This window comes from Microbacterium sp. H1-D42 (genome assembly GCF_022637555.1).
Classification (GTDB): domain Bacteria; phylum Actinomycetota; class Actinomycetes; order Actinomycetales; family Microbacteriaceae; genus Microbacterium.
Map to the genome: position 1 here is coordinate 2,297,558 of NZ_CP093342.1, position 18,001 is coordinate 2,315,558.

Annotated in this window: 16 protein-coding genes; 7 read left to right on the forward strand and 9 right to left on the reverse strand. The window is 68.6% G+C overall.

Going from position 1 to position 18,001, the window contains the following annotated elements:
* Nucleotides 1-28: 28 nt before the first annotated feature.
* Nucleotides 29-1,018, reverse strand: coding sequence for a stage II sporulation protein M (locus MNR00_RS10995; RefSeq protein ID WP_241925965.1), 990 nt, complete (start codon nt 1,016-1,018; stop codon nt 29-31).
* A gap of 16 nt (nt 1,019-1,034) precedes the next feature.
* Between MNR00_RS10995 and MNR00_RS11000 the strand changes: the two genes are divergently transcribed.
* Nucleotides 1,035-1,844: an RDD family protein gene (locus MNR00_RS11000; RefSeq protein WP_241925966.1), complete on the forward strand. Its 810-nt coding sequence runs from the start codon at nt 1,035-1,037 to the stop codon at nt 1,842-1,844.
* 27 nt (nt 1,845-1,871) lie between these two features.
* Here the strand turns inward: MNR00_RS11000 and MNR00_RS11005 are convergent, their stop codons facing one another.
* The 4 genes from MNR00_RS11005 to MNR00_RS11020 all read right to left on the reverse strand — a co-directional run bounded on the left by MNR00_RS11005 (nt 1,872) and on the right by MNR00_RS11020 (nt 5,086).
* Nucleotides 1,872-3,086 (reverse strand): ABC transporter permease, encoded by a 1,215-nt coding sequence (locus MNR00_RS11005; protein WP_241925967.1) that lies wholly within the window; start codon nt 3,084-3,086, stop codon nt 1,872-1,874.
* Nucleotides 3,083-3,847, reverse strand: coding sequence for an ABC transporter ATP-binding protein (locus MNR00_RS11010; protein ID WP_241925968.1), 765 nt, complete (start codon nt 3,845-3,847; stop codon nt 3,083-3,085). The genes MNR00_RS11005 and MNR00_RS11010 overlap by 4 nt, the downstream gene beginning before the upstream one ends.
* Nucleotides 3,844-4,773, reverse strand: coding sequence for an efflux RND transporter periplasmic adaptor subunit (locus MNR00_RS11015; RefSeq protein WP_241925969.1), 930 nt, complete (start codon nt 4,771-4,773; stop codon nt 3,844-3,846). Before MNR00_RS11015 ends, MNR00_RS11010 begins: the two co-directional genes overlap by 4 nt.
* A gap of 106 nt (nt 4,774-4,879) precedes the next feature.
* Nucleotides 4,880-5,086 (reverse strand): DUF3499 family protein, encoded by a 207-nt coding sequence (locus MNR00_RS11020; protein WP_241928828.1) that lies wholly within the window; start codon nt 5,084-5,086, stop codon nt 4,880-4,882.
* Nucleotides 5,087-5,171: 85 nt separating this feature from the next.
* On the opposite strand from MNR00_RS11020, the gene MNR00_RS11025 reads away from it, so the two are divergent.
* Entirely contained in the window at nt 5,172-5,597 is a 426-nt protein-coding gene (locus MNR00_RS11025) for a hypothetical protein (protein WP_241925970.1), read from the forward strand.
* Nucleotides 5,598-5,624: 27 nt separating this feature from the next.
* Here the strand turns inward: MNR00_RS11025 and MNR00_RS11030 are convergent, their stop codons facing one another.
* The 4 genes from MNR00_RS11030 to manA all read right to left on the reverse strand — a co-directional run bounded on the left by MNR00_RS11030 (nt 5,625) and on the right by manA (nt 11,678).
* On the reverse strand, nt 5,625-7,004 hold the full coding sequence (locus tag MNR00_RS11030) for a DUF5719 family protein (protein ID WP_241925971.1): 1,380 nt from the start codon (nt 7,002-7,004) through the stop codon (nt 5,625-5,627).
* Complete coding sequence (locus MNR00_RS11035) at nt 7,001-9,898, reverse strand: glycosyl transferase (protein WP_241925972.1); 2,898 nt, start codon at nt 9,896-9,898, stop codon at nt 7,001-7,003. The genes MNR00_RS11030 and MNR00_RS11035 overlap by 4 nt, the downstream gene beginning before the upstream one ends.
* Nucleotides 9,899-10,076: 178 nt before the next feature.
* Nucleotides 10,077-10,394 carry a WhiB family transcriptional regulator gene (locus tag MNR00_RS17210; RefSeq protein WP_277884357.1) on the reverse strand — a complete coding sequence of 106 codons (318 nt, stop codon included), beginning with the start codon at nt 10,392-10,394 and terminating at the stop codon, nt 10,077-10,079.
* A gap of 165 nt (nt 10,395-10,559) precedes the next feature.
* Nucleotides 10,560-11,678, reverse strand: a complete 1,119-nt coding sequence (gene manA, locus MNR00_RS11045; RefSeq protein ID WP_241925973.1) for a mannose-6-phosphate isomerase, class I — start codon at nt 11,676-11,678, stop codon at nt 10,560-10,562.
* A gap of 41 nt (nt 11,679-11,719) precedes the next feature.
* Here manA and MNR00_RS11050 point away from each other — a divergent pair, with 41 nt between their 5' ends.
* From MNR00_RS11050 to MNR00_RS11070, 5 genes are all read left to right on the forward strand, one after another.
* Nucleotides 11,720-13,132 (forward strand): O-antigen ligase family protein, encoded by a 1,413-nt coding sequence (locus MNR00_RS11050; protein WP_241925974.1) that lies wholly within the window; start codon nt 11,720-11,722, stop codon nt 13,130-13,132.
* The gene (locus MNR00_RS11055; RefSeq protein ID WP_241925975.1) at nt 13,129-14,436 is read left to right on the forward strand and encodes an O-antigen ligase family protein; all 1,308 of its coding nucleotides are present in this window, start codon (nt 13,129-13,131) and stop codon (nt 14,434-14,436) included. Before MNR00_RS11050 ends, MNR00_RS11055 begins: the two co-directional genes overlap by 4 nt.
* Nucleotides 14,437-14,510: 74 nt before the next feature.
* Nucleotides 14,511-16,421 carry a glycosyltransferase gene (locus tag MNR00_RS11060; RefSeq protein ID WP_241925976.1) on the forward strand — a complete coding sequence of 637 codons (1,911 nt, stop codon included), beginning with the start codon at nt 14,511-14,513 and terminating at the stop codon, nt 16,419-16,421.
* Nucleotides 16,418-17,374, forward strand: a complete 957-nt coding sequence (locus MNR00_RS11065; RefSeq protein WP_241925977.1) for a glycosyltransferase — start codon at nt 16,418-16,420, stop codon at nt 17,372-17,374. Before MNR00_RS11060 ends, MNR00_RS11065 begins: the two co-directional genes overlap by 4 nt.
* A complete protein-coding gene (locus MNR00_RS11070; protein ID WP_241925978.1) occupies nt 17,374-17,997 on the forward strand; it encodes a hypothetical protein in 624 nt (207 codons plus the stop codon). Before MNR00_RS11065 ends, MNR00_RS11070 begins: the two co-directional genes overlap by 1 nt.
* Nucleotides 17,998-18,001: the final 4 nt, after the last annotated feature.

Consider the following 18,001-nt stretch of genomic DNA (forward strand, 5'->3'; position numbering starts at 1 on the left):
CCGCTCCCTCTCTTCATCTATCGCCCACTCAGCCGGCGGTGAGGGTGGGTGTGCCGGCCTCGTACTCGACGAGGTCGCCGCTCTCCCCCGCGCGCACCGCACGTCGTCCGATCACGAGCATGTAGAACAGGAAGACTCCGAGAGCCAGAGCGCCGATGCCGATCTTGACCGACCACGGGAGCGCTGCCCCGGTGACGAAGCCCTCGACGAGGCCGGAGAGCAGCAGCACGAAGATGAGTCCGATGGCGACGGTTGCCAGGGCCCTCCCCTCAGACGCCAGCGCCTCGCCTCGGGTGCGGCGCCCCGGCACGACCCAGGCCCAGAACACGTGCAGACCGGCCGCGGCGGCCACGAAGATCGCCGTGAGCTCGAGCAGGCCGTGCGGCAGGATATGCAGGATCATGGTGTCGAGGTGCCCGTACGCCGCCATCACCGCGGTCGACACGCCCAATCCGACGGCGTTCTGCATCAGCATCCACACCGGCCAGATGCCCGTCACGCCGAACAGGACGCACTGCATCGCGATCCAGGCGTTGTTGAACCACACCATGCCCGCGAACGAGGCCATTGGCTCGTAGTAGCCGACGAAGTCCTCTTCGGCGTACTGCTGCAGCACCTCGGGAGTGCCGAGCGCCGCAACGCGAGTGGGATCGGCGGCGATCCAGGCCGCCGTGATGGCCACAGTGAGCACGAACAGCGCGGCGATCACGGCCGTCGTCCACCTGATGCGGTACAGCGCGGCCGGGAACTGCAGGGTGAAGAAGCGTGCGGCCTGCGCCAGGATGTTGTCGCTGGCTCCGGTGAATCGCAGCCGGGCGGTGGCGAGGATCGTCGACAGGTAGGCACCCTGCGGCGAATCACCGACGGACGTCTTCAATTCTGCGAGGTCGGCGGACGCCGCGCGATAGCGCACGATGAGCTCGTCGACCTCGGCACCGTCGAGGTGTCGTCGTCGGCTCAGATCATCCAGCCGTTCCCACTCGGGTCGGCGTGCGTCGGCGAGGGCATCGGCATCCACCTGATTTACTGTACTCATGTCTGCTGAGATCACGGATGAACAGGAGATCCTCTCCGGTGAGGCCGTCGCGATCGATGTGCAGCCGGTGGGTTTCGTACTGCGCGCGGCTGGCGCGCTGATCGACATGCTGATCGGCTTCGCCGTGTTCATCGCGTTCATGCTGCTGCAGACGTGGCTGATGTCGCAGGGGCTGATGGATGAGCATCTGTTCCGGATCCTCACGATCTGGGCGTCGGTGCTGAGCTTTCTGGTGCTGCCGATCACCATCGAGATGGCAACGCGCGGTCGCAGCGTCGGCAAGCTCGCCGTCGGAGGGCGCATCGTCCGCCTCGACGGCGGCGCGATCACGTTCCGCCACACGTTCATCCGCGCACTGCTCGGAGTGCTCGAGATCTACCTCACTCTCGGCGGCATCGCGGTGATCACCGGCGCACTGACCGCCCGCTCGCAGCGTCTCGGCGACCTCGTCGCCGGCACATACTCCCAGCGCGTGCGCACACCGCGCCTGCAGCCCCACGTTCCGATCCTGCCGCCGTCGCTGGCGGGATGGGCGTCGATCGCCGACGTCGCCCGGATGCCGGACAGACTCGCCCGTCGCATCTCGCAGTTCCTCGCGAACGCAGAGCGCCTCTCGCCCGCGGCGCGCGTGAGCGTGGGCCGCGACCTCGCCGCAGAGGCCGCGCCGTTCGTCTCGCCACTGCCCGAGGTCTCGCCCGAGGAGCTGCTGCGCGGCATCACCGTGCTGCGCCGACAGCGCGAACAGCGCGCGCTCGTGCTCGCCGACGACCGCGCCGAGCGACTCAGCGGGCAGCGCATCCGCGTCTGAGCTCGCTGATTCGGGACTGGTTCGACCTCAGAATCGGATTGCGTCGATCACCTTCACCCGCAGCGCCACCAGCGCGGGGACGAAGCCGGCGAGGGCGCCGACGATAACCGCGGCGATCAGGCCGGTGAGGGCTGCGCGCATCGGGAACGGCGGCACGTCGACGAGTCCCTGGAACATCCACTCGATCAGCAGCGGTGAGCGCAGCAGGGCGACCACCACGGCGATGCCGATGATCCCGGCGACCGTGGTCGCCACCAGGCTCTCCAGCAGCACCGACGTGAACACCCGCCCTGCGGTCGCTCCGAAGGCCCGTCGCACGCCGATCTCGCGCACGCGCTGACGCATCGCGACGAGTTGGATGTTGATCAGGCTGAGAGCACCGAGTGCCAGGATCAGCACCGCGATCCCGCCGATGATCAGCTCGAACATCCGCTGGGACTCCAGGTAGCCCGGCTGCGCCCCCTGGTCGCTGCGACCGACCGACACGTCCTGCCCGGCGGGAAGGCCCGCACGCAGATCCATCGCCAGCACCGGCCCGATGGCATCCGCGTCGTTCTGCGCCACCCAGATGTCGTAGCGGGGCACGACGCCCTCGGGCAGAGCATCGACGCGCGCCGCGTACGCGTCATACAGCAGGTCGATGCGCACCTCTTCGTCCCATGGGCCCTCCTTCGGGCGCACGCCGACGATCTGGTGGATGCCGCCGGCGTCGCCGCCGATGGTGAGGAGCGGATGCTGCGCGACGGGCACACGGCCGAGGCGATCCCACAGCGTCTCGGAGATGATCACCGGCGGTGCCAGCGCCAGTGCATCGTCGGCGCGGAACTCGCGACCGTCGATCAGCTTCTCGCGGTGCATGGACGCGTACAGCGGGTCGATGAGGCGCGTCGTCGTGCCATGCACGCCGTCCGATGCCTGCACCGGCGCCTGGAGCCCCTCCGCGATGCGGGCGACATGACTGAACTCGTACCGTTCCGCGACACGGCGGAAGTGCTCGTCGAAGGCGGCCGGTTCCACAGGAGCACCGTCATCCGACATGGCGCTGACTGCGATCGTGGCCAGGCGGCCTCCCCAGCGGTCGGCTTGCTCTGCCTGCGACTGCATCTGGTACTCGGAGATGGCGATGACCGCAGTGAGCGCGGCCACTGAGACGGCGATTCCGATCAGGCTGAGCAGAACGCGCAGCTTGTGCACGCGGATCTCGGCCCAGGCGTCGGCGATGGCTCCGATGATCCCGCTCACGGCGCGACCTCCTGCAACGTTGCCTCGTCCTGCGGCGTCGGGGCGTCCTGCAGCGTCGACGCCTCGAATGCGCGGCGCAGGTCGGCCGGGACGAGCACTCCGCCGTCCAGTCGGTAGTGTCGCCGGGCGCGGGCCGCTACGTGCAGGTCGTGGGTGATGGTCACCAGTGCCGCATCCGTCTCGGTGGCCACCTGGTCCAGCAGCGCCATGACGGTGGCACCCGTGTCGATGTCGAGGGCGCCGGTGGGCTCATCGGCCAGGATCAGCACCGGGCGGCGCACCAGAGCGCGAGCGATGGCGACGCGCTGCTGCTCACCACCGGAGAGGCGGTCGGCGACCTGCTCGATGCGATGTCCGAGTCCAACGCGCTCGAGCATGTCGGCGGCGATGCGGCGACGTCGCCAGAACATCGACCCGCCGGCGTGCCCAAGCGGCATCATCACGTTGTCGAGCGCCGTGCGCCCGGGAAGCAGGTTGAACTGCTGGAACACGAACCCCACGTTCGCGCCGCGCAGGCGGTCGAGTCGGCCCGTGCGCATTCGTCGCACCTCGCGCCCCTCGAACGCGACGCTGCCGCTCGTGGGCGCATCGAGCATGCCGAGGATGTTCAGCAGCGTCGACTTTCCGGATCCCGAGCGACCGACGATCGAGACGTGGTCGCCTGCAGCGACTTCGAGCGTGACGCCCCGCAGGATCTCCAGCATCGAGTCGTCCGGCAGACGCACGCTCTTGGCGACATCCTGCAGGGTGACAAGAGTCACCAGCTCGCCCCGGTCTCGCAGATCTCGTTGCCCGTGCCATCGTCATAGCAGAACTCCTCTGCCGGCGCGGCGAACCCGGGCACGAACTGGCGGATCGCGTCACCCTCGACGAGCCCCTCCACCACTTCGACGTTCTCGCCATCGTTCACCCCGAGGGTGATCTTGCGCTCCTCCGGATCGCTGCCGTCACCGGCATCCACCCACACGATCCCGCTGCCGGCGCCACCCTTGACTGCGGTGACCGGCACGATAAGGGCGTCATCGACCTTGCCGAGGGCGAGGTCGATCGTGGCGGGCAGACCGGCGAAGACCTTCTGGTCGGCTGGTATCGCGCAGCGCACGCTGGCTGTGCCGTCCTCGGCGATCTCGACCCGCACCCCTGTGCAGGTGAACGGCGCTGGTCCGCCGGTGATCGTCACCGTGCCCTCCGCCGGGGCGTTCACGAGGCGGTAGAGCTGGGTGGCCTGCACGGTGGCCTGCAGGTGGTGACGCGTGGGAGTCAGCGTGAGCGCCTCACCGCCGATGCTGGCCATCTGACCCTTGACCAGACCGATCAGCGACACATTCCCCGCCTCGGGGGCGCGCACCTCGATGGTCTTCGCCGGATACTCCTGTTTGATCGTGAACAGCAGCTGGTCCTTGGCTACAGCGGCCCCGTCTGCGACGTGCACCGCCGTGACAGTGCCGTCGGTCTCCGTGCGCACGATGTAGGCCGCATCCCGGGCGATGTTGCCCTGAAGTGTCAGCTCGTTCACGACAGCGCCGCGTTCGACGGCGATGACCGGATCAGCGATGCCCGCGGTGGGCTGCTCCTGGGCCACGTCCGCCGCGGCAGGGAAGAAGGCGAGCTTGACCAGCGCGGCAGCGCCCGCTGCGAGCACGAGGATGAAGATGACCGGGACTACGATGCGACGCCAGACGAGCACTGCTGCCTTTCCGGAGCGCCGCCTTGACGTCCCCCAGATCACCGTAGCGGGCGCGGTGCGCCCGACCGATCAGGGTTTCCCCCGATTCCTGGGTGATGCCCCTCAATCAGCTGCGCAGCGTGGCGTGGCGTACGACCAGCCAGCCCGCAGGGACCGAGAGCCGATCCGCGTGCTGCGCACACAGATCGTGCGCGTGAGGGTCGTCGCCTGGACCGAGCGGGCCGAGTGCCGCCATCTGATCGCCGTAGTCGTAGGTCAGCGTCGCGACGGCCTCGCGCGCGCAGGCCACCTTCGAGCACAGTCGCTCTTCCACACCGAGTCGTTCGTCCATCGTGCCCAGAGTATGCCGACCTCGTGCCGCTGACCCGCTGGCGCGCGGCAGCGCCTAGACTTTCGGCATGCCCCGCACCAGCCGCACCCCTGTTCGCCGTGGGGCGCGCCACGGCCGCCACGGCCGACTCGGCCGGAGTGAAGTCGTTCGTCCCCCGCTGCCGCCGCTCGACGGGCGCCTCGACCGCTTCGAGATCACCGTGGGCAGTGCCGTCGAGTACCTGCGCGGGTCCTGGGAACAGCTGCGCGAAGTGCGCTTCGAGATGGCTTCGATGCCTGCTCACGATCGCGGCGACGGCATCCCGCTGTGGCGCGTCGATCATCTCGCCCAGCGCGTGACGCTCTACCGGGTTCCGATCGAGCGGCTGTTGCCCAAGGGGCACGATGATGCGCTGCACCGGCGGATCGCCATCGAGAGCGCAGTCTTCCACGCAGCTGCCGAGTACGTCGGGCGCGAACCATGGGAGCTGGGACCCGACGGCCGGGATCACTGACCGATCAGGCGTGCATTCCCTGAGGAATCAGGGGTGCACGACGATCGGGCGCTGAGTCGCTGCGGGCGGCCACAACGGCCAACCGGCGATCGCCGGAGTACCCGACGTGTTCAGCATGCCGACCGCGGCATGCACTGGTGATTCCGACTCCAGGGTGTAGGCGCCGGCGCGCAGACGCACAGTCGCCGAGTCGGAGGCCTGCAGCTCGACGGTGCGCTGATCAGCCCCGTCGAGTGTGACGGTCACGGGACTGTCCTGTGTGTTGCGCAGGTACAGTGTGGCCGGCGCACCACTGGGAACGGAGAACATCACTGTGCCCTGCAGTGCGGGCGCCGGCAGCATCCAGGAGAAGTCCTGCTTCCCGCCGTCGCGCTGCGTCTGCCGCGCCGCCGCCACGATCGGAGCCGTCGCCTCGACCTCGATATCGTAGGCGCCCTGCGCCAGCCCTGGCAGCGAGATCTCGCTCGGGATCATCGCCGCCAGCTCGAATGTGTACTCATCCAGCACTCTCAGCGATCCCTCTTCGCGCACGCGGATCGTCGCCTGCGCTTCTGCATCGGGAGCCAGCATCCGCAGGACGATGCCCGTCGCATCGTCACCGGCTGAAGCAGGGTCTGACTGCACGCCCAGCAGCATCAGCTGATTCTGTGCTCCGCCGATGCCGTCCTGCAGGTCGATCCCGACGGCGTCGAGCGTGCGCGTGAAGGCGGACTGCAGAGTGGCTCGCACCGGCGCGCCGGACGAGGTGACCTCCACGACGGGACGCTGCTCCCCAGCGGCAACGGATGCCAGCGGCAGCCCGATCTGGGTGCGCGGCGGCACGATCGTCGTCGACGCGGCACGCTGCAGACCGTACACCGTCAGATCGACAGTGGCGGGGACACTGCCCGGATTGGACAGCACGATGATGTCGGAGGCACCAGTGGAGACGTCTCCCCCGACCAGCCAGGAGTGCATGCTCGCCTCACGGCAGGGCGCAGCGGCGAAACCGCGCAGATCCTCGTCGAACAGTCGGATGGATTCGGATGCCGCAATCAGCGGCACCGTGCGATCCTGCACATGCGCGGTGATCGTCTGGGCGCCGTCGCCCCCGGTGACATCCGGCATGGAGAGCGGCTCCGTGACAGCCGAGTCCTGTTCGGCCTCGACGCGCAGTCTCGGCACGCCGGCCGAGACCATCAGGTCGGCCTGGCTCGAATCGCGCCCCAGGGCTCGGAAGGAGCCGTTGCAGATCAGCGTCGTGTCACCGGGAACAGGCGTGACGACCGTGGTCGCGGGCTCGTTCTGCACCTGCGGCCAGGGGGCTGCGACCGCAGCCGCGACGCCGAGCACGCACGCAGCGGCGACGACAGCTCCGGTGGCGATGCGCGCGCCAGTGGCCGCGAGACGGATGGTTCGCTGCTTCATCGTTCCCCCTCCGAATCGATGTGCTCTTGCGCGGCGTCTGGGCTGCGCTCTGCGCTCTCCACCGCGTTCTCAGGGGCGTCCGCAGTCAACTCAGGGGCGTCCACCTCTGTGGCACCTGAGGTCGCCTGCGGATCGACCCGCGACGAGTCGTCGGCACCGGACGCCGATGGCTCCTCCGTGCCCTGCCGCGGCGGCAGCACGATCGGCTCATCCGGAGCCCTTCCGACGATCCTCGATCTCGCCCTCGCTGCACGGCGCGAGGCCCGCGTGGGTATCGCGAGCAGCAGCGCCGCGAGCACGACGATCAACTGCACCGTCTCGACCACTCTGCCGATGCTCTGCTGTCCTGCTGAGGCCGGCGCCCGGTCGGCGATCGGCACGTCCACACCCCACAGGATCCCGTGCTCAGTTGCGCCGGCCTTCACGAAGCCGGCGCGACTGTCGATCGCGGTGACCGTCTCCTCCCGCATGGCGCGGGCGAGATCCGTCTCGTCCGATATCTGCACGACCAGCACGAAGCTGATGCCCTGATCGGCGAGAGTCTCTGCCGCGTCGAAGTCCCGCGCCGAGAGCAGGTCGACGGCGTCGTGCGCGATGGGGTCACCGACGGGCTTGGTCGCGGTGCTGAGCATGGTGGACTGCGCACCGAGGGTGTCACTCGCCCCCCAGATCACCTGCGTCGAGAGCGATCCATCGGCGGACGGCGTCATCACCAGGGTCGCACGGTCGGGCTCGCTGGCGGCCTGGGCCATCACGAGAGCCGGCAGTGTGCTGGTGGAAGCATTGCGCACCTCGGCGTGACCGGTGTTCACCGCCAGAAGCGCTGGCAGCGCGCAGACAGCCACGGCCAAGCCCGCCAACGCCGCTGCCCCGACTCGAAGCGGGGTCAGGGCGACGACGGTGTCCAGCGTCACGAGGGCGGCTCCCACCGCGCCGAGCCAGGCCAGGCTGAGCCCGGTGCCTGGCCACAGCGCCACGCCGGCGCCCTGCACGAACGACACGACGATTCCGGCGGACATCATCGCTGTGGCGATGCCGAGCACCGAGGTCAAAAGCAGGGCGAATCCGGCGCGCCAGCGCGGCGAGAGCGCCGAAGCGAGCGCCAGCAGCGCCAGCGGCGCGAGCAGAAGCGGCGCCCAGGACGCGACGGCGGATCCGGCGAACCACTCCCAGCCCGCCCTGTCCGGTGAGGGGAACCCACCGGCGATGATGCTGCGTCCGGCTGCATCATCGCTGACCTGGTCGAGCACCCGGACGACGGCCGGATCGGCCAGCAGAGCCCACGGGTCGCCGTGACGCACCTGCCAGATGATCAGCGGCGCGAACAGCACGGCGGCAGGGATCAGCAGCCAAAGCACCCGCACAGCAGAGCGCACTCTGCCTGCGGCGAGCATGAGCACGATCGTCAGCGCCCACAGCAGAACGAAGGCAGGGCTGAGCGACGGCGCACACGCCAGTGCGGCAGCGATCAGCAGTGACGCCGCTCCGGCAGCACCCCAGGACCTGTGGGCGACGACCGCTGAGTGGAACACCCATGGCAGCAGCAGGTGCAGGATCACGGCCGAGGGGCGCCCCTGCACAAGCGCGGTGAGGAAGGTCGGCGCCAGGGCCCACAGCACGCCGCCGAGCACGCGCAACGCCGAACGGTCAGTGACGCGCGTCGCGGCGAACCATCCGCCGAGCACGGCCAGCGGCAGCGCGGCCAGCCATAGCAGCACGAGGGCATATGAGGGTGAGCCTGGCCACGACGAGCCGAGCAGCGCGATCACCATCGAGAACGGGTCCGCCGGGCCGACGACGTTCAGCCCGAGATCCCGCAGGCCCCACGCGGCATCAGCCCACAGCGCGGTCACCGTGTCATGCAGCGGCAGCAGCCCCCCGCCGCCGATCGACGGCCACGCGAGCATCGGCAGGAAGACGGCGACGCTGACGACGAGGGCGGCCAGCACCGCCCACGCTCCCCCACCGAAGAAGTGCAGTTCGCTGACGGCGCCGCGCTCGCTGCCGTGGCCATCGTCCAGACGTTCGCGAAGCTGGTCTCTGGAGACGCGCAGCGGGGCAATGGTCGCCCAGGACGCATGACGGAACGAGCGGATCGCAGCGCGGGAGCGTGCGAGAGCGCGCAATCGCAGCATCGTCGCGATGGCTGCGCCCCACTCCGGAGCGACCTCGGCGGGGCGTTTGCCGATCAGATGGGTGATCGAGCGCCACAGGGCCAGCGGCAACAGGCTGAGCCAGTGCAGGGGCACCACGGCTGCCGGAGCATACGCCAGGCGCCGGTGCAGCTGGGCCCGCCTGGTCACCCATGCTCTCGTGACGGGGCGCCGCGGCAGCGCGGCGGGGCCATTCGGGGTGACTCCGATGCGCGCCTTCGGCACGAGCACCACGCGAGCTCCGCCGAGGCGCGCGCGCACGCCGAGGTCGAGGCCCTCGTCCGCGCCGCCGAGCGCGACGTCTGGGCGCAGCACCTTCGGCGCCACGTCTCTGATGAGCATGCCGCGCACATCTGCACCGAGCGCATCTTCGGTCGCGTCGTGCTGACCCTGGTCGAGCTCGCCGGCCGCGAGCTCGACTGAACGCCCGAACTTGGTCATGCTGACACCCAGCGATTGGATCTCGCGATCGTCGTCCTGACGGACGAGCTTGGGCGCGGCCACCGCCGCTGACGGCGAGCGCTCCAGCGCCCCGGCGAGCAGCTGCAGGGCGTCGCGGCGCGGCACGGTGTCCTGTGCGAGCAGCCACACGGCGCTGCCGTCGGGTATGCGGGGACCTGCGAGGGCGATGGCCTCGGCGTAGGTCGTGGTGGAGCGCGCCTCGATGACGCTTTCGACAATGTCGCCGAGACCTGTCGAACCGCGAACGTGCGTGCCGTCACCGAGGACGACGACGGTCACCGCCGCGGGGCGTGGGGACTGGGTGCGAACCGCATCGAGGGTTCGCAGAAGCTGGGCACTGGCGTTTTCACCGGCGCGTGCAACGACGACGGCATGAACTCGGGCTGGCATGACACAGCCAGCCTAGGCAAGGTGACGCGTGACGCCGGTCAGTGAGTCCGGCGCGCCTCTGAAGCGATCAGCTGGCTCGACGCTTGAGCTTGCGACGTTCGCGCTCGCTGAGCCCGCCCCAGATCCCGAAGCGCTCATCGTTGTTCAGTGCGTACTCCAGGCATTCACCGCGCACATCGCACGTGGTGCAGATGCGCTTGGCATCCCGAGTGGATCCGCCCTTCTCTGGGAAGAACGCCTCCGGGTCCGTCTGTGCGCACAGCGCGTCCGCCTGCCAGGCGAGCGCACCGTCGTCATCCTGGTCGACTCGTCGTACCCCTGGTACTCCGAGGTGAACCGGATCCACGAACCAATTCTCGGGAACGTCTGAGCGATAACTCGACATCTCGATCTCCCAACCCTGCTTACTGCCCCCCACGGGCCGTTCTTCCCCTAATTACACCCGTGTCATTCACTGGGGTCAAGTCGCAGATCGTAAACCCTCAAGAGTGCGTTTAAGGTTCTTGGGCCTTATCCGGCGTGTCGCAGCGGCGGCGCGCCCGGGCGCGTGTCAGGGGCGACCGGGCTCCGCGACGAAGACCTCGCCGAGGCCGCGCAGGGTGAGGGAGCGCTCATCGGCGGACGCGAACACCGCCGCGCCGACGGCGATCGGAAGCCGTTCGCCTGCTGCCGAGGCGACGCCGACCTGTCCGGAGGTGGCGAGCACCATGGCGGGGCCCGCGACATCGAGCGACACCTCGCCGTCGACCTGCACGCGCCGCAGCGCGAAGTCCTCGACGGGGATCTCGTAGGCGGTGAGCGCCCCGGTCGCCGACTGCACTGGCACCTGCGCCGGCTCCGTGTCGACGATGGCGAGCAGTTCGTCGACGTCGATGTGCTTCGGAGTGAGCCCGCCACGCAGCACGTTGTCACTGGCCGCCATGATCTCGACCCCGAGGCCTGCGACGTAGGCGTGCAGCAGGCCGGCCCGCAGGAAGATCGCCTCACCTGGACGAAGCACCACGAAGTTCATCAGCAGGGCGACGACGACACCGGCATCCCCCTGGTTGCGCTCTGCGATCGCGTGCACCGCGTCGAGGGCATCGGCGAACTCGTCGGAGTGGGCCGCATCGAGCGCGGCGATGATGTCGTCCACCTCGGTCTGAGCGCTGCCGGAGAGCAGCCAGGCGATGGTGCCGCGCAGGGCGTCGGCAGGGGCGCCGACGGCCAGGCGCGCGCGCAGCGCGGTGACGCCGGGCGTTTCGGGGAACGACGCCAGCAGTCGCAGCGTGTCCTCGACCGGGCGCAGTCCGCTGAGCGCCTCGAAGCGGTCGCTCAGCGCGACGATGAGCTCGGGCTTGTGGTTGTCGTCGCGATAGTTGCGCGTCGGGTCGCCGGCATCCATCCCGGCTTCACGAGCGAACCCCTCACGTGCCTGCTCGCGCGTCGGATGCACCTGGATCGACAGCGGGTCGGCCGCCGCGAGGAGCTTCAACAGGTACGGCAGTGTGCCACCGGTCACCGCGTCCAGGGTGCCACCCGTCGCGACGTCGGCAGGATCGCCGGAATGATCGCCGAACCACACCTCGGCCTCGGGCGCGCCGGAGGGTGCGCGCCCCTCCAGACCGGCGATCAGTGTCGTCGAGCCCCAGGCGTAGTCGCGCGGTTCATTCGTGATGGTGAGCAGCATGCTCCCATCGTAGGAGCCTCGCGCGCGATAACCTGATCCCGATGGCCGTCTACACCAAGCATCCCGTCGCGGCGCCGCCCGCGGCTCCCGCCCGCGAGACGACGCGGCACCTGATGGTGCGCGCCTTCTGCGTCCTCTCGCTGTTCGCGGTCTTCGGACACACGGCGGTGTACAACCTCGTCGGCCCCATCGGCGCGGTGATCGTCATCGGCGTGGTCACGGCGGCATCGCTCGCCATCTGGATCCCCGCCATCGTGCAGGGCAGGCCCAGCCGGTTCCGCTGGCGGCGCCTGCCGTGGGTGGCGCTGGGCTACGGTGCGCTCGCGCTGGTGTCGACGCTGTGGTCGCGGTGGCCAGGGGCGACGCTGCTGACCTGGGTGCTGCTGGCCGCCGTCACCGTGACTGCGCTGCTGGTCGCGACGATGCTGACGTGGGATGAGATCGTGCGCGCCCTGTCGACCACGATGAAGCTCATCCTCGGACTCTCCCTGCTCATCGAGCTCTGGGTGGTGTGGATCCGCCAGGAGCCGCTGCTGCCGAACTTCGTCGATGCTCCGGAGGGGAAGATCGACCCGCACCTGTACTGGGTGCGCGGCAACCTCTTCAATGACGGACGCATCCAGGGCGTCGTGGGCAACGCGCACACGCTCGCCGTGATGTGCCTCTTCTCTCTCATCGTCTTCGCCGTGCTGTGGTTCGCCCACGCGCGGCGGCGTGGGATGCTCGTGGCCTGGGCCGTGCTGGCGATCGCCCTGCTGGTGAAGGCCGCGTCCGCCACCGTGTATCTGAGCATCGCCGTGGTGCTGGCCGTGCTCCTCGCCGCACTGATCGCACGGTCAGCGACTCGCCCCGGACAGCGACGCGTCATGTATCTGACCTTCACCGCGATCGCGGTGATCGGCGTCAGCACGGCAGTGCTGCTGCGTGATCAGGTGCTCGGGCTGTTCGGCAAGAGCGCCGACCTCACCGGACGTCTGGAGATCTGGCAGGCGGTGTGGGAGCGCGCCATCACCCGTCCCGTCTTCGGCAACGGGTTCTCATCCCCCTGGGTCCCCTGGGATCCCGGCTTCGACGGCTGGATCATGGATCACGGGCTGACCGTGTTCCACGCGCACAACATGTGGCTGGATGTGTTCCTGCAACTCGGCATCGTCGGCGTGGTGATCATGGCCATCGCCTGGCTCGCCGTCACCTGGCGGGCCTGGTTCTTCGCAGTCGACCGTCCGCGCTTCGACCTCGATGCGAGCCGCGCCTACTCGCCGCTGGCGCTGCTGCCGCTGCTGGTGGTGACGGTGCTTCTGGTGGAGGGACTGGCCGAGTCGGCGCCCATCATGCTGTGGGGTTGGCTGCTGCTGATCCTGCTGTCGTTCAAGATGAAGACCACTCCGCTGATCGGCGTGGGCGAGCACGCGCCGGAGACATCGGCGTCTGCCCCGACGCGGCGGGTGCCGTGACGACGCGACGACAGCTGGTCGCGTTGCTCGCCTCGGCCGAGTTCGCCAGGGCATACACGCTCACGGCTCTGGCCGCGGCGTTCATGTCGTTCCTCATCGAACAGCTGATGTCACGCGTGACGCTGGCGACCATCATCACAGCCCTCGCGGCCGCAGGGGTCGCGATGCTGCTCGCCCGCCGCGAGGAGCTCTCGCTGCTGAGGCTTGCCCCGACGTCGCTGCTCGGCTTCCTGGTGCTCGCGCTGATCAGCGTGCTGTGGACCTCGGACCGATCAGACACGCTCACCAGCTGGCTGACTCTGCTGGGCTACTCGATCATCGCGATCACGATCGGGCATGTGCGCGACACTCTGCAGACCGTGCGCGCCATCGGCGACACGCTCCGCTGGCTGCTCGCCCTCTCTCTCGCGCTGGAGATCATGTCGGGCATCCTGCTCGACATGCCGTTCAAGGCACTCGGCATCGAGGGCAATCTCGCCGTCGGAGGGCCCATCCAGGGCATCTTCGGCACGCGCAACATGCTCGGCTTCATCGCGGTGATCGCCATGATCACGTTCGTCATCGAATGGCGCACGCAGTCGATCGGCCGGCTGGTCGGTGCGCTGTCGGTCTCACTCGGCGCGTTCCTCGCGCTGTTCTCGGCGTCGCCGACCGTGCTCGTCCTCGCCGCCGCCGTCGGCGTGGTGACAACCGCCCTGACGATCGTCCGCCATGCCCCACCCGCGCGACGCAACACCGTGCAGTGGATGCTCGGCGCGCTCGTGGCCGGGGCCCTCGGCCTCGCCTTCGCCCTTCGACACCAGATCATCCGCCTCCTCGACGCGGGTTCGGACTTCTCGACCCGCGCCGATCTGTGGAACATGATCCTCGACTTCGTCGCCCAGCGGCCGGTGACCGGCTACGGCTGGTTCGGTCCGTGGGCGCGCGGCGAGTTCCCGTTCACGTACATCAACTTCCTGCTGGCCGACCACCACCAGTCGGCGCTGAACGCCTACTTCGACGTCCTCCTGCAGCTGGGGTGGATCGGACTCGTGCTCTTCCTGGTCATGGGCGGTGTGGCCATCGTGCGCTCGTGGCTGGTGGCGAGCGTCCGCCGTTCGGTCGTGTACGCGTGGACGCCGCTGGTGCTGATCACGCTCGCGGTCGACTCGATGTTCGAGAGCTTCACGCTCACCGGCGCCGGCTGGGTGCTGCTCGTGCTGTGCGTGCTGCGCGCCGGCCAGAGCAGGTCGTGGCGCGAGAACATCGACGCCGCCCAGACGGGGACGATCCCCACGCTGCGGCCAGGCAGAGACGAGGGCTGACGCGCACAGCGGGCGGCACCCCGTGACGCCGCCCTGCAGGGTTCTCAAGGTCTCGGCAGGTAGGCTTGGCACTCGTGACCCACGTGCTGCAGAACGTCGTCTTCCCGCTCGACAGAGACCCCGACCTGCTGCCGCTCTACGCCGATCCCGAGACCTGGTCCGTGATCGATGAGGAGCCGGTCAGGATGTCAAATCGAGCCCACCTCGGCAACATTCTCGGCCGCACCCGCGCCCGGATCGTATCCGGCCGGCGCGTGTCGCTCGGGACGTACTTCAACGCCTTCCCCGCATCGTACTGGCAGCACTGGACCAGCGTGCGCGAGGTGCGCCTCACGGTGCGCACGACGGGGCCCGCGACGATCCTCGTCTACCGCTCCAATGGCTCCGGACTGCGCCAGCGCGTCGATGATCGCGAGGTCAGCGGTGACTCCAGCACCTCATTCGACCTGTCGCTGACGGAGTACAGCGACGGCGGTTGGATCTGGTTCGATGTCGTCGCCGACGAGAAGAGCGCCGTCCTCGAGAGCGCCGTGTGGACGACCGAACAGGAACCCGCCCGCGCCGGCAAGGCATCGCTGGGCATCACCACGTACAACAAGCCCGACTACTGCGTCGAGACGCTGCGTGCACTGGCGGAGGCACCGGAGGCACTGGAGGTCATCGACCGCATCTTCCTCGTCGACCAGGGCACGCAGCTGGTCGCCGACCAGGACGGCTTCGATCAGGTCGCCGGCGAGCTCGGCGAGACCCTGCAGGTGATCCGACAGCCGAATCTCGGCGGGTCCGGCGGATTCGCCCGCTCGATGCACGAGACGCTGCAGCGCCCCGAGAGCGACTTCGTGCAACTGCTCGACGATGACGTGCTCATCGAGCCGGAATCGCTGCGTCGTTCTGTGGTGTTCGGCCGGTACGCCACCACTCCGATGCTCGTCGGCGGTCACATGTTCGATCTGCTGGACCGCCCGAAGCTGCACGGCTGGGCCGAGGTCGTTGACGAGCATCCGTTCATGTGGCGCAACCTGTACCAGGAGAAGATGCCGCACGACTTCGGCGCGGCCAACCTGCGCCAGTCGCCACTGCTGCACATGCGGATGGATGCTGATTACAACGGCTGGTGGATGTGCCTCATCCCGCTTGACGCGATCCGCAAGGTCGGGCTGTCCCTGCCGGCGTTCATCAAGTGGGACGACGCGGAGTTCTGCCTCCGCGCCGGCGAGGCAGGCTTCCCGACCGTGTCCCTGCCAGGCGTCGCTCTGTGGCACGTCTCCTGGGTGAACAAGGACGACACCATCGACTGGCAGGCGTACTTCCACGCCCGCAACCGCATCGTCGCCGCGCTGCTGCACTCGAACGCACCGCGTGGCGGACGGCTCTTGAAGCACAGCCTGCGAGTGGACCTCAAGCATCTGATGATGATGCAGTACTACCCCGTTGCCCTGCGCGCCAGGGCACTGCAGGACGTGCTCTCGGGTCCCGGCCACATGCTCGGCAATCTCGCCACCGCGATGCCGGCAGCCCGGGCGCTGGCCGCCGAGTACCCCGAGACCGTCGTGCACCGCGACCCCAGCCGTGTACTGCACTCGCGGAACGGGCGGCGCGTGTACAAGCAGAGCAAACTGCACGAGTTCGACAGCCCGAAGGGACTGCGGCTGCGCTGGTTCACCCTGCGCGCTCTCGTGGCACACTGGATGCGCACGCCTGATCCCGCGAACGTCTCGCAGCCCGAGGTGGAGTTCGGCAAGAGCGACGCGATGTGGTGGCGTGTTCCGTACTACGACAGCGCGCTGGTGAGCTCGGCCGATGGCTCGGGCAAGAACGTCTACACCCGCGATCGCGCCCGATACCGTCGGATGCTGCGCGACACGATGAAGCTGCACGGCCGGCTGCGTCGAAACTGGCCGAAACTGCAGGCCGAGTACCGCAAGGCACTCCCCGAGCTCGTCTCGGATGCGTCCTGGCAGCAGACCTTCAAGGAGACCCCATGACGACGGCCGAATTCGATCCGGCGACCGCGTCGATCGTCATCGTGACGTACAACCGCTCACACCTGCTGAGCGGCCTGCTCACCAGCATTCGATCGATGGACCCCAAGCCGGGCCGCGTCGTGATCATCGACAACGCCTCCGCTGACGACACGACAGAGGTCGTGGAGTCCTTCCGCGCCGACATCGGCATCGAGATCGTCTACCGCCGCCTCGAGACGAACACCGGAGGCTCGGGCGGTTTCAGTGAGGGCATGCGCACGGCGTACGACCTCGGCTCCGAGTGGATCTGGCTGATGGATGACGACGTCGAGGTCCTTCCAGACGGGCTGGACAAGATGGGGCGCTGGTCACACCGTTTCAAGAGCATCCAGGGCCGCCGCTACGACTACGACGGCAGCGAGTTCTACTGGCAGTACCGCATCGCCGAGCGCATGGGCATCCCGATCCCGTTCGCGCCGTCGAAGTTCGACGCAGCCGGGTACCGCGAGATGAACAGCGGCTGCTTCGAGGGCATGTTCATCCACCGCTCGATCGTCAAGCAGGTCGGACTGCCCGACGCCCGGTTCTTCATCTACTGGGACGATCAGGTGTACGGCTGGCTGGCCTCACGCGTGACCACGGCCGTGATCGTGGACGAATTCGTGCTGCGACGCACGCGCGAGATCAAGCAGTGGGACCTGGGCATTCGTCATCTGAACGCCTCCAGCAATGCCTACCGCTACTACATCATGCGCAACCGCGCCTTCATCAAGCAGTACTACCGCGTGCACGGCACGTACAACCCGGTGGCGTTCGGCCTCGGCACGACGGCCACGTTCTTCAAGGAGCTGATCCGGCTGGTGTTCGTCGAGCGCACTGTGCGCGGCACGAGCAACCTGTTCCGCGGCATCCGCGACGGCGGCAGAGCAGGGCGGGATCGCACCTGGCAGCCGATGCCGGCGTTGGAGAGTTGATGAGCGAGCCTCAGCAGCCCGAGTACGTCTGGGCGTTCCCTCCTGAGAAGCCGCGCGGAGGGCGGGGCTGGCTTGTCGGCATTCTCATCGTCGTCGCGGTGGCGATCGCAGCCGCCATGCTGCTGCTGTTCTTGCGCCCCTGGGCGACGGCGGATCCGGCTCCGACGCCGTCAGCGTCGGCTTCGCCGTCGGCCACGCCCTCAGCATCCGACACACCCACACCGACACCGACACCGACACCGAGCGCGTCGGCCACCGCGACAGCCACGCCGTCGCCGCCGGCGACTGCCACTCCCTCGGCACCTGCCGACCCGGCGCTGCCGGTGTTCCGTGGCAAGGTTCAGCCGCTGCTCGATGACGCCGTCACAGGTCTGACCTACGCGCGCGACTCCGACGCGCAGGAAGGCGTGCAGCTGATGGATCAGCTGCAGGGCGACGCAGGGCGGATGTCGGATGCTGTGGCACCCAGTTCCATCGCGAAGGCGTGGGGAACACGGGTCAGCACCTACGGCACTGCGCTGGATCGCCTGCGAACCGCATTCGAGACAGGGGCTGCCACGGCGGGCCCGCTGTCATCCGCCCAGTCCGCGCTTGCTCAGCTTCAGGACCTCGTCGACGGGTGACTTC

What these genes read in the sequence shown, in the direction of transcription:
- MNR00_RS11000 (WP_241925966.1), top strand. Translation starts at nt 1,035, where the DNA reads ATGTCTGCTGAGATCACGGATGAACAGGAGATCCTCTCCGGTGAGGCC.
- MNR00_RS11025 (WP_241925970.1), top strand. Translation starts at nt 5,172, where the DNA reads ATGCCCCGCACCAGCCGCACCCCTGTTCGCCGTGGGGCGCGCCACGGC.
- MNR00_RS11030 (WP_241925971.1), bottom strand. Translation starts at nt 7,004, where the DNA reads ATGAAGCAGCGAACCATCCGTCTCGCGGCCACTGGCGCGCGCATCGCC.
- MNR00_RS17210 (WP_277884357.1), bottom strand. Translation starts at nt 10,394, where the DNA reads ATGTCGAGTTATCGCTCAGACGTTCCCGAGAATTGGTTCGTGGATCCG.
- manA (WP_241925973.1), bottom strand. Translation starts at nt 11,678, where the DNA reads ATGCTGCTCACCATCACGAATGAACCGCGCGACTACGCCTGGGGCTCG.
- MNR00_RS11050 (WP_241925974.1), top strand. Translation starts at nt 11,720, where the DNA reads ATGGCCGTCTACACCAAGCATCCCGTCGCGGCGCCGCCCGCGGCTCCC.
- MNR00_RS11065 (WP_241925977.1), top strand. Translation starts at nt 16,418, where the DNA reads ATGACGACGGCCGAATTCGATCCGGCGACCGCGTCGATCGTCATCGTG.
- MNR00_RS11070 (WP_241925978.1), top strand. Translation starts at nt 17,374, where the DNA reads ATGAGCGAGCCTCAGCAGCCCGAGTACGTCTGGGCGTTCCCTCCTGAG.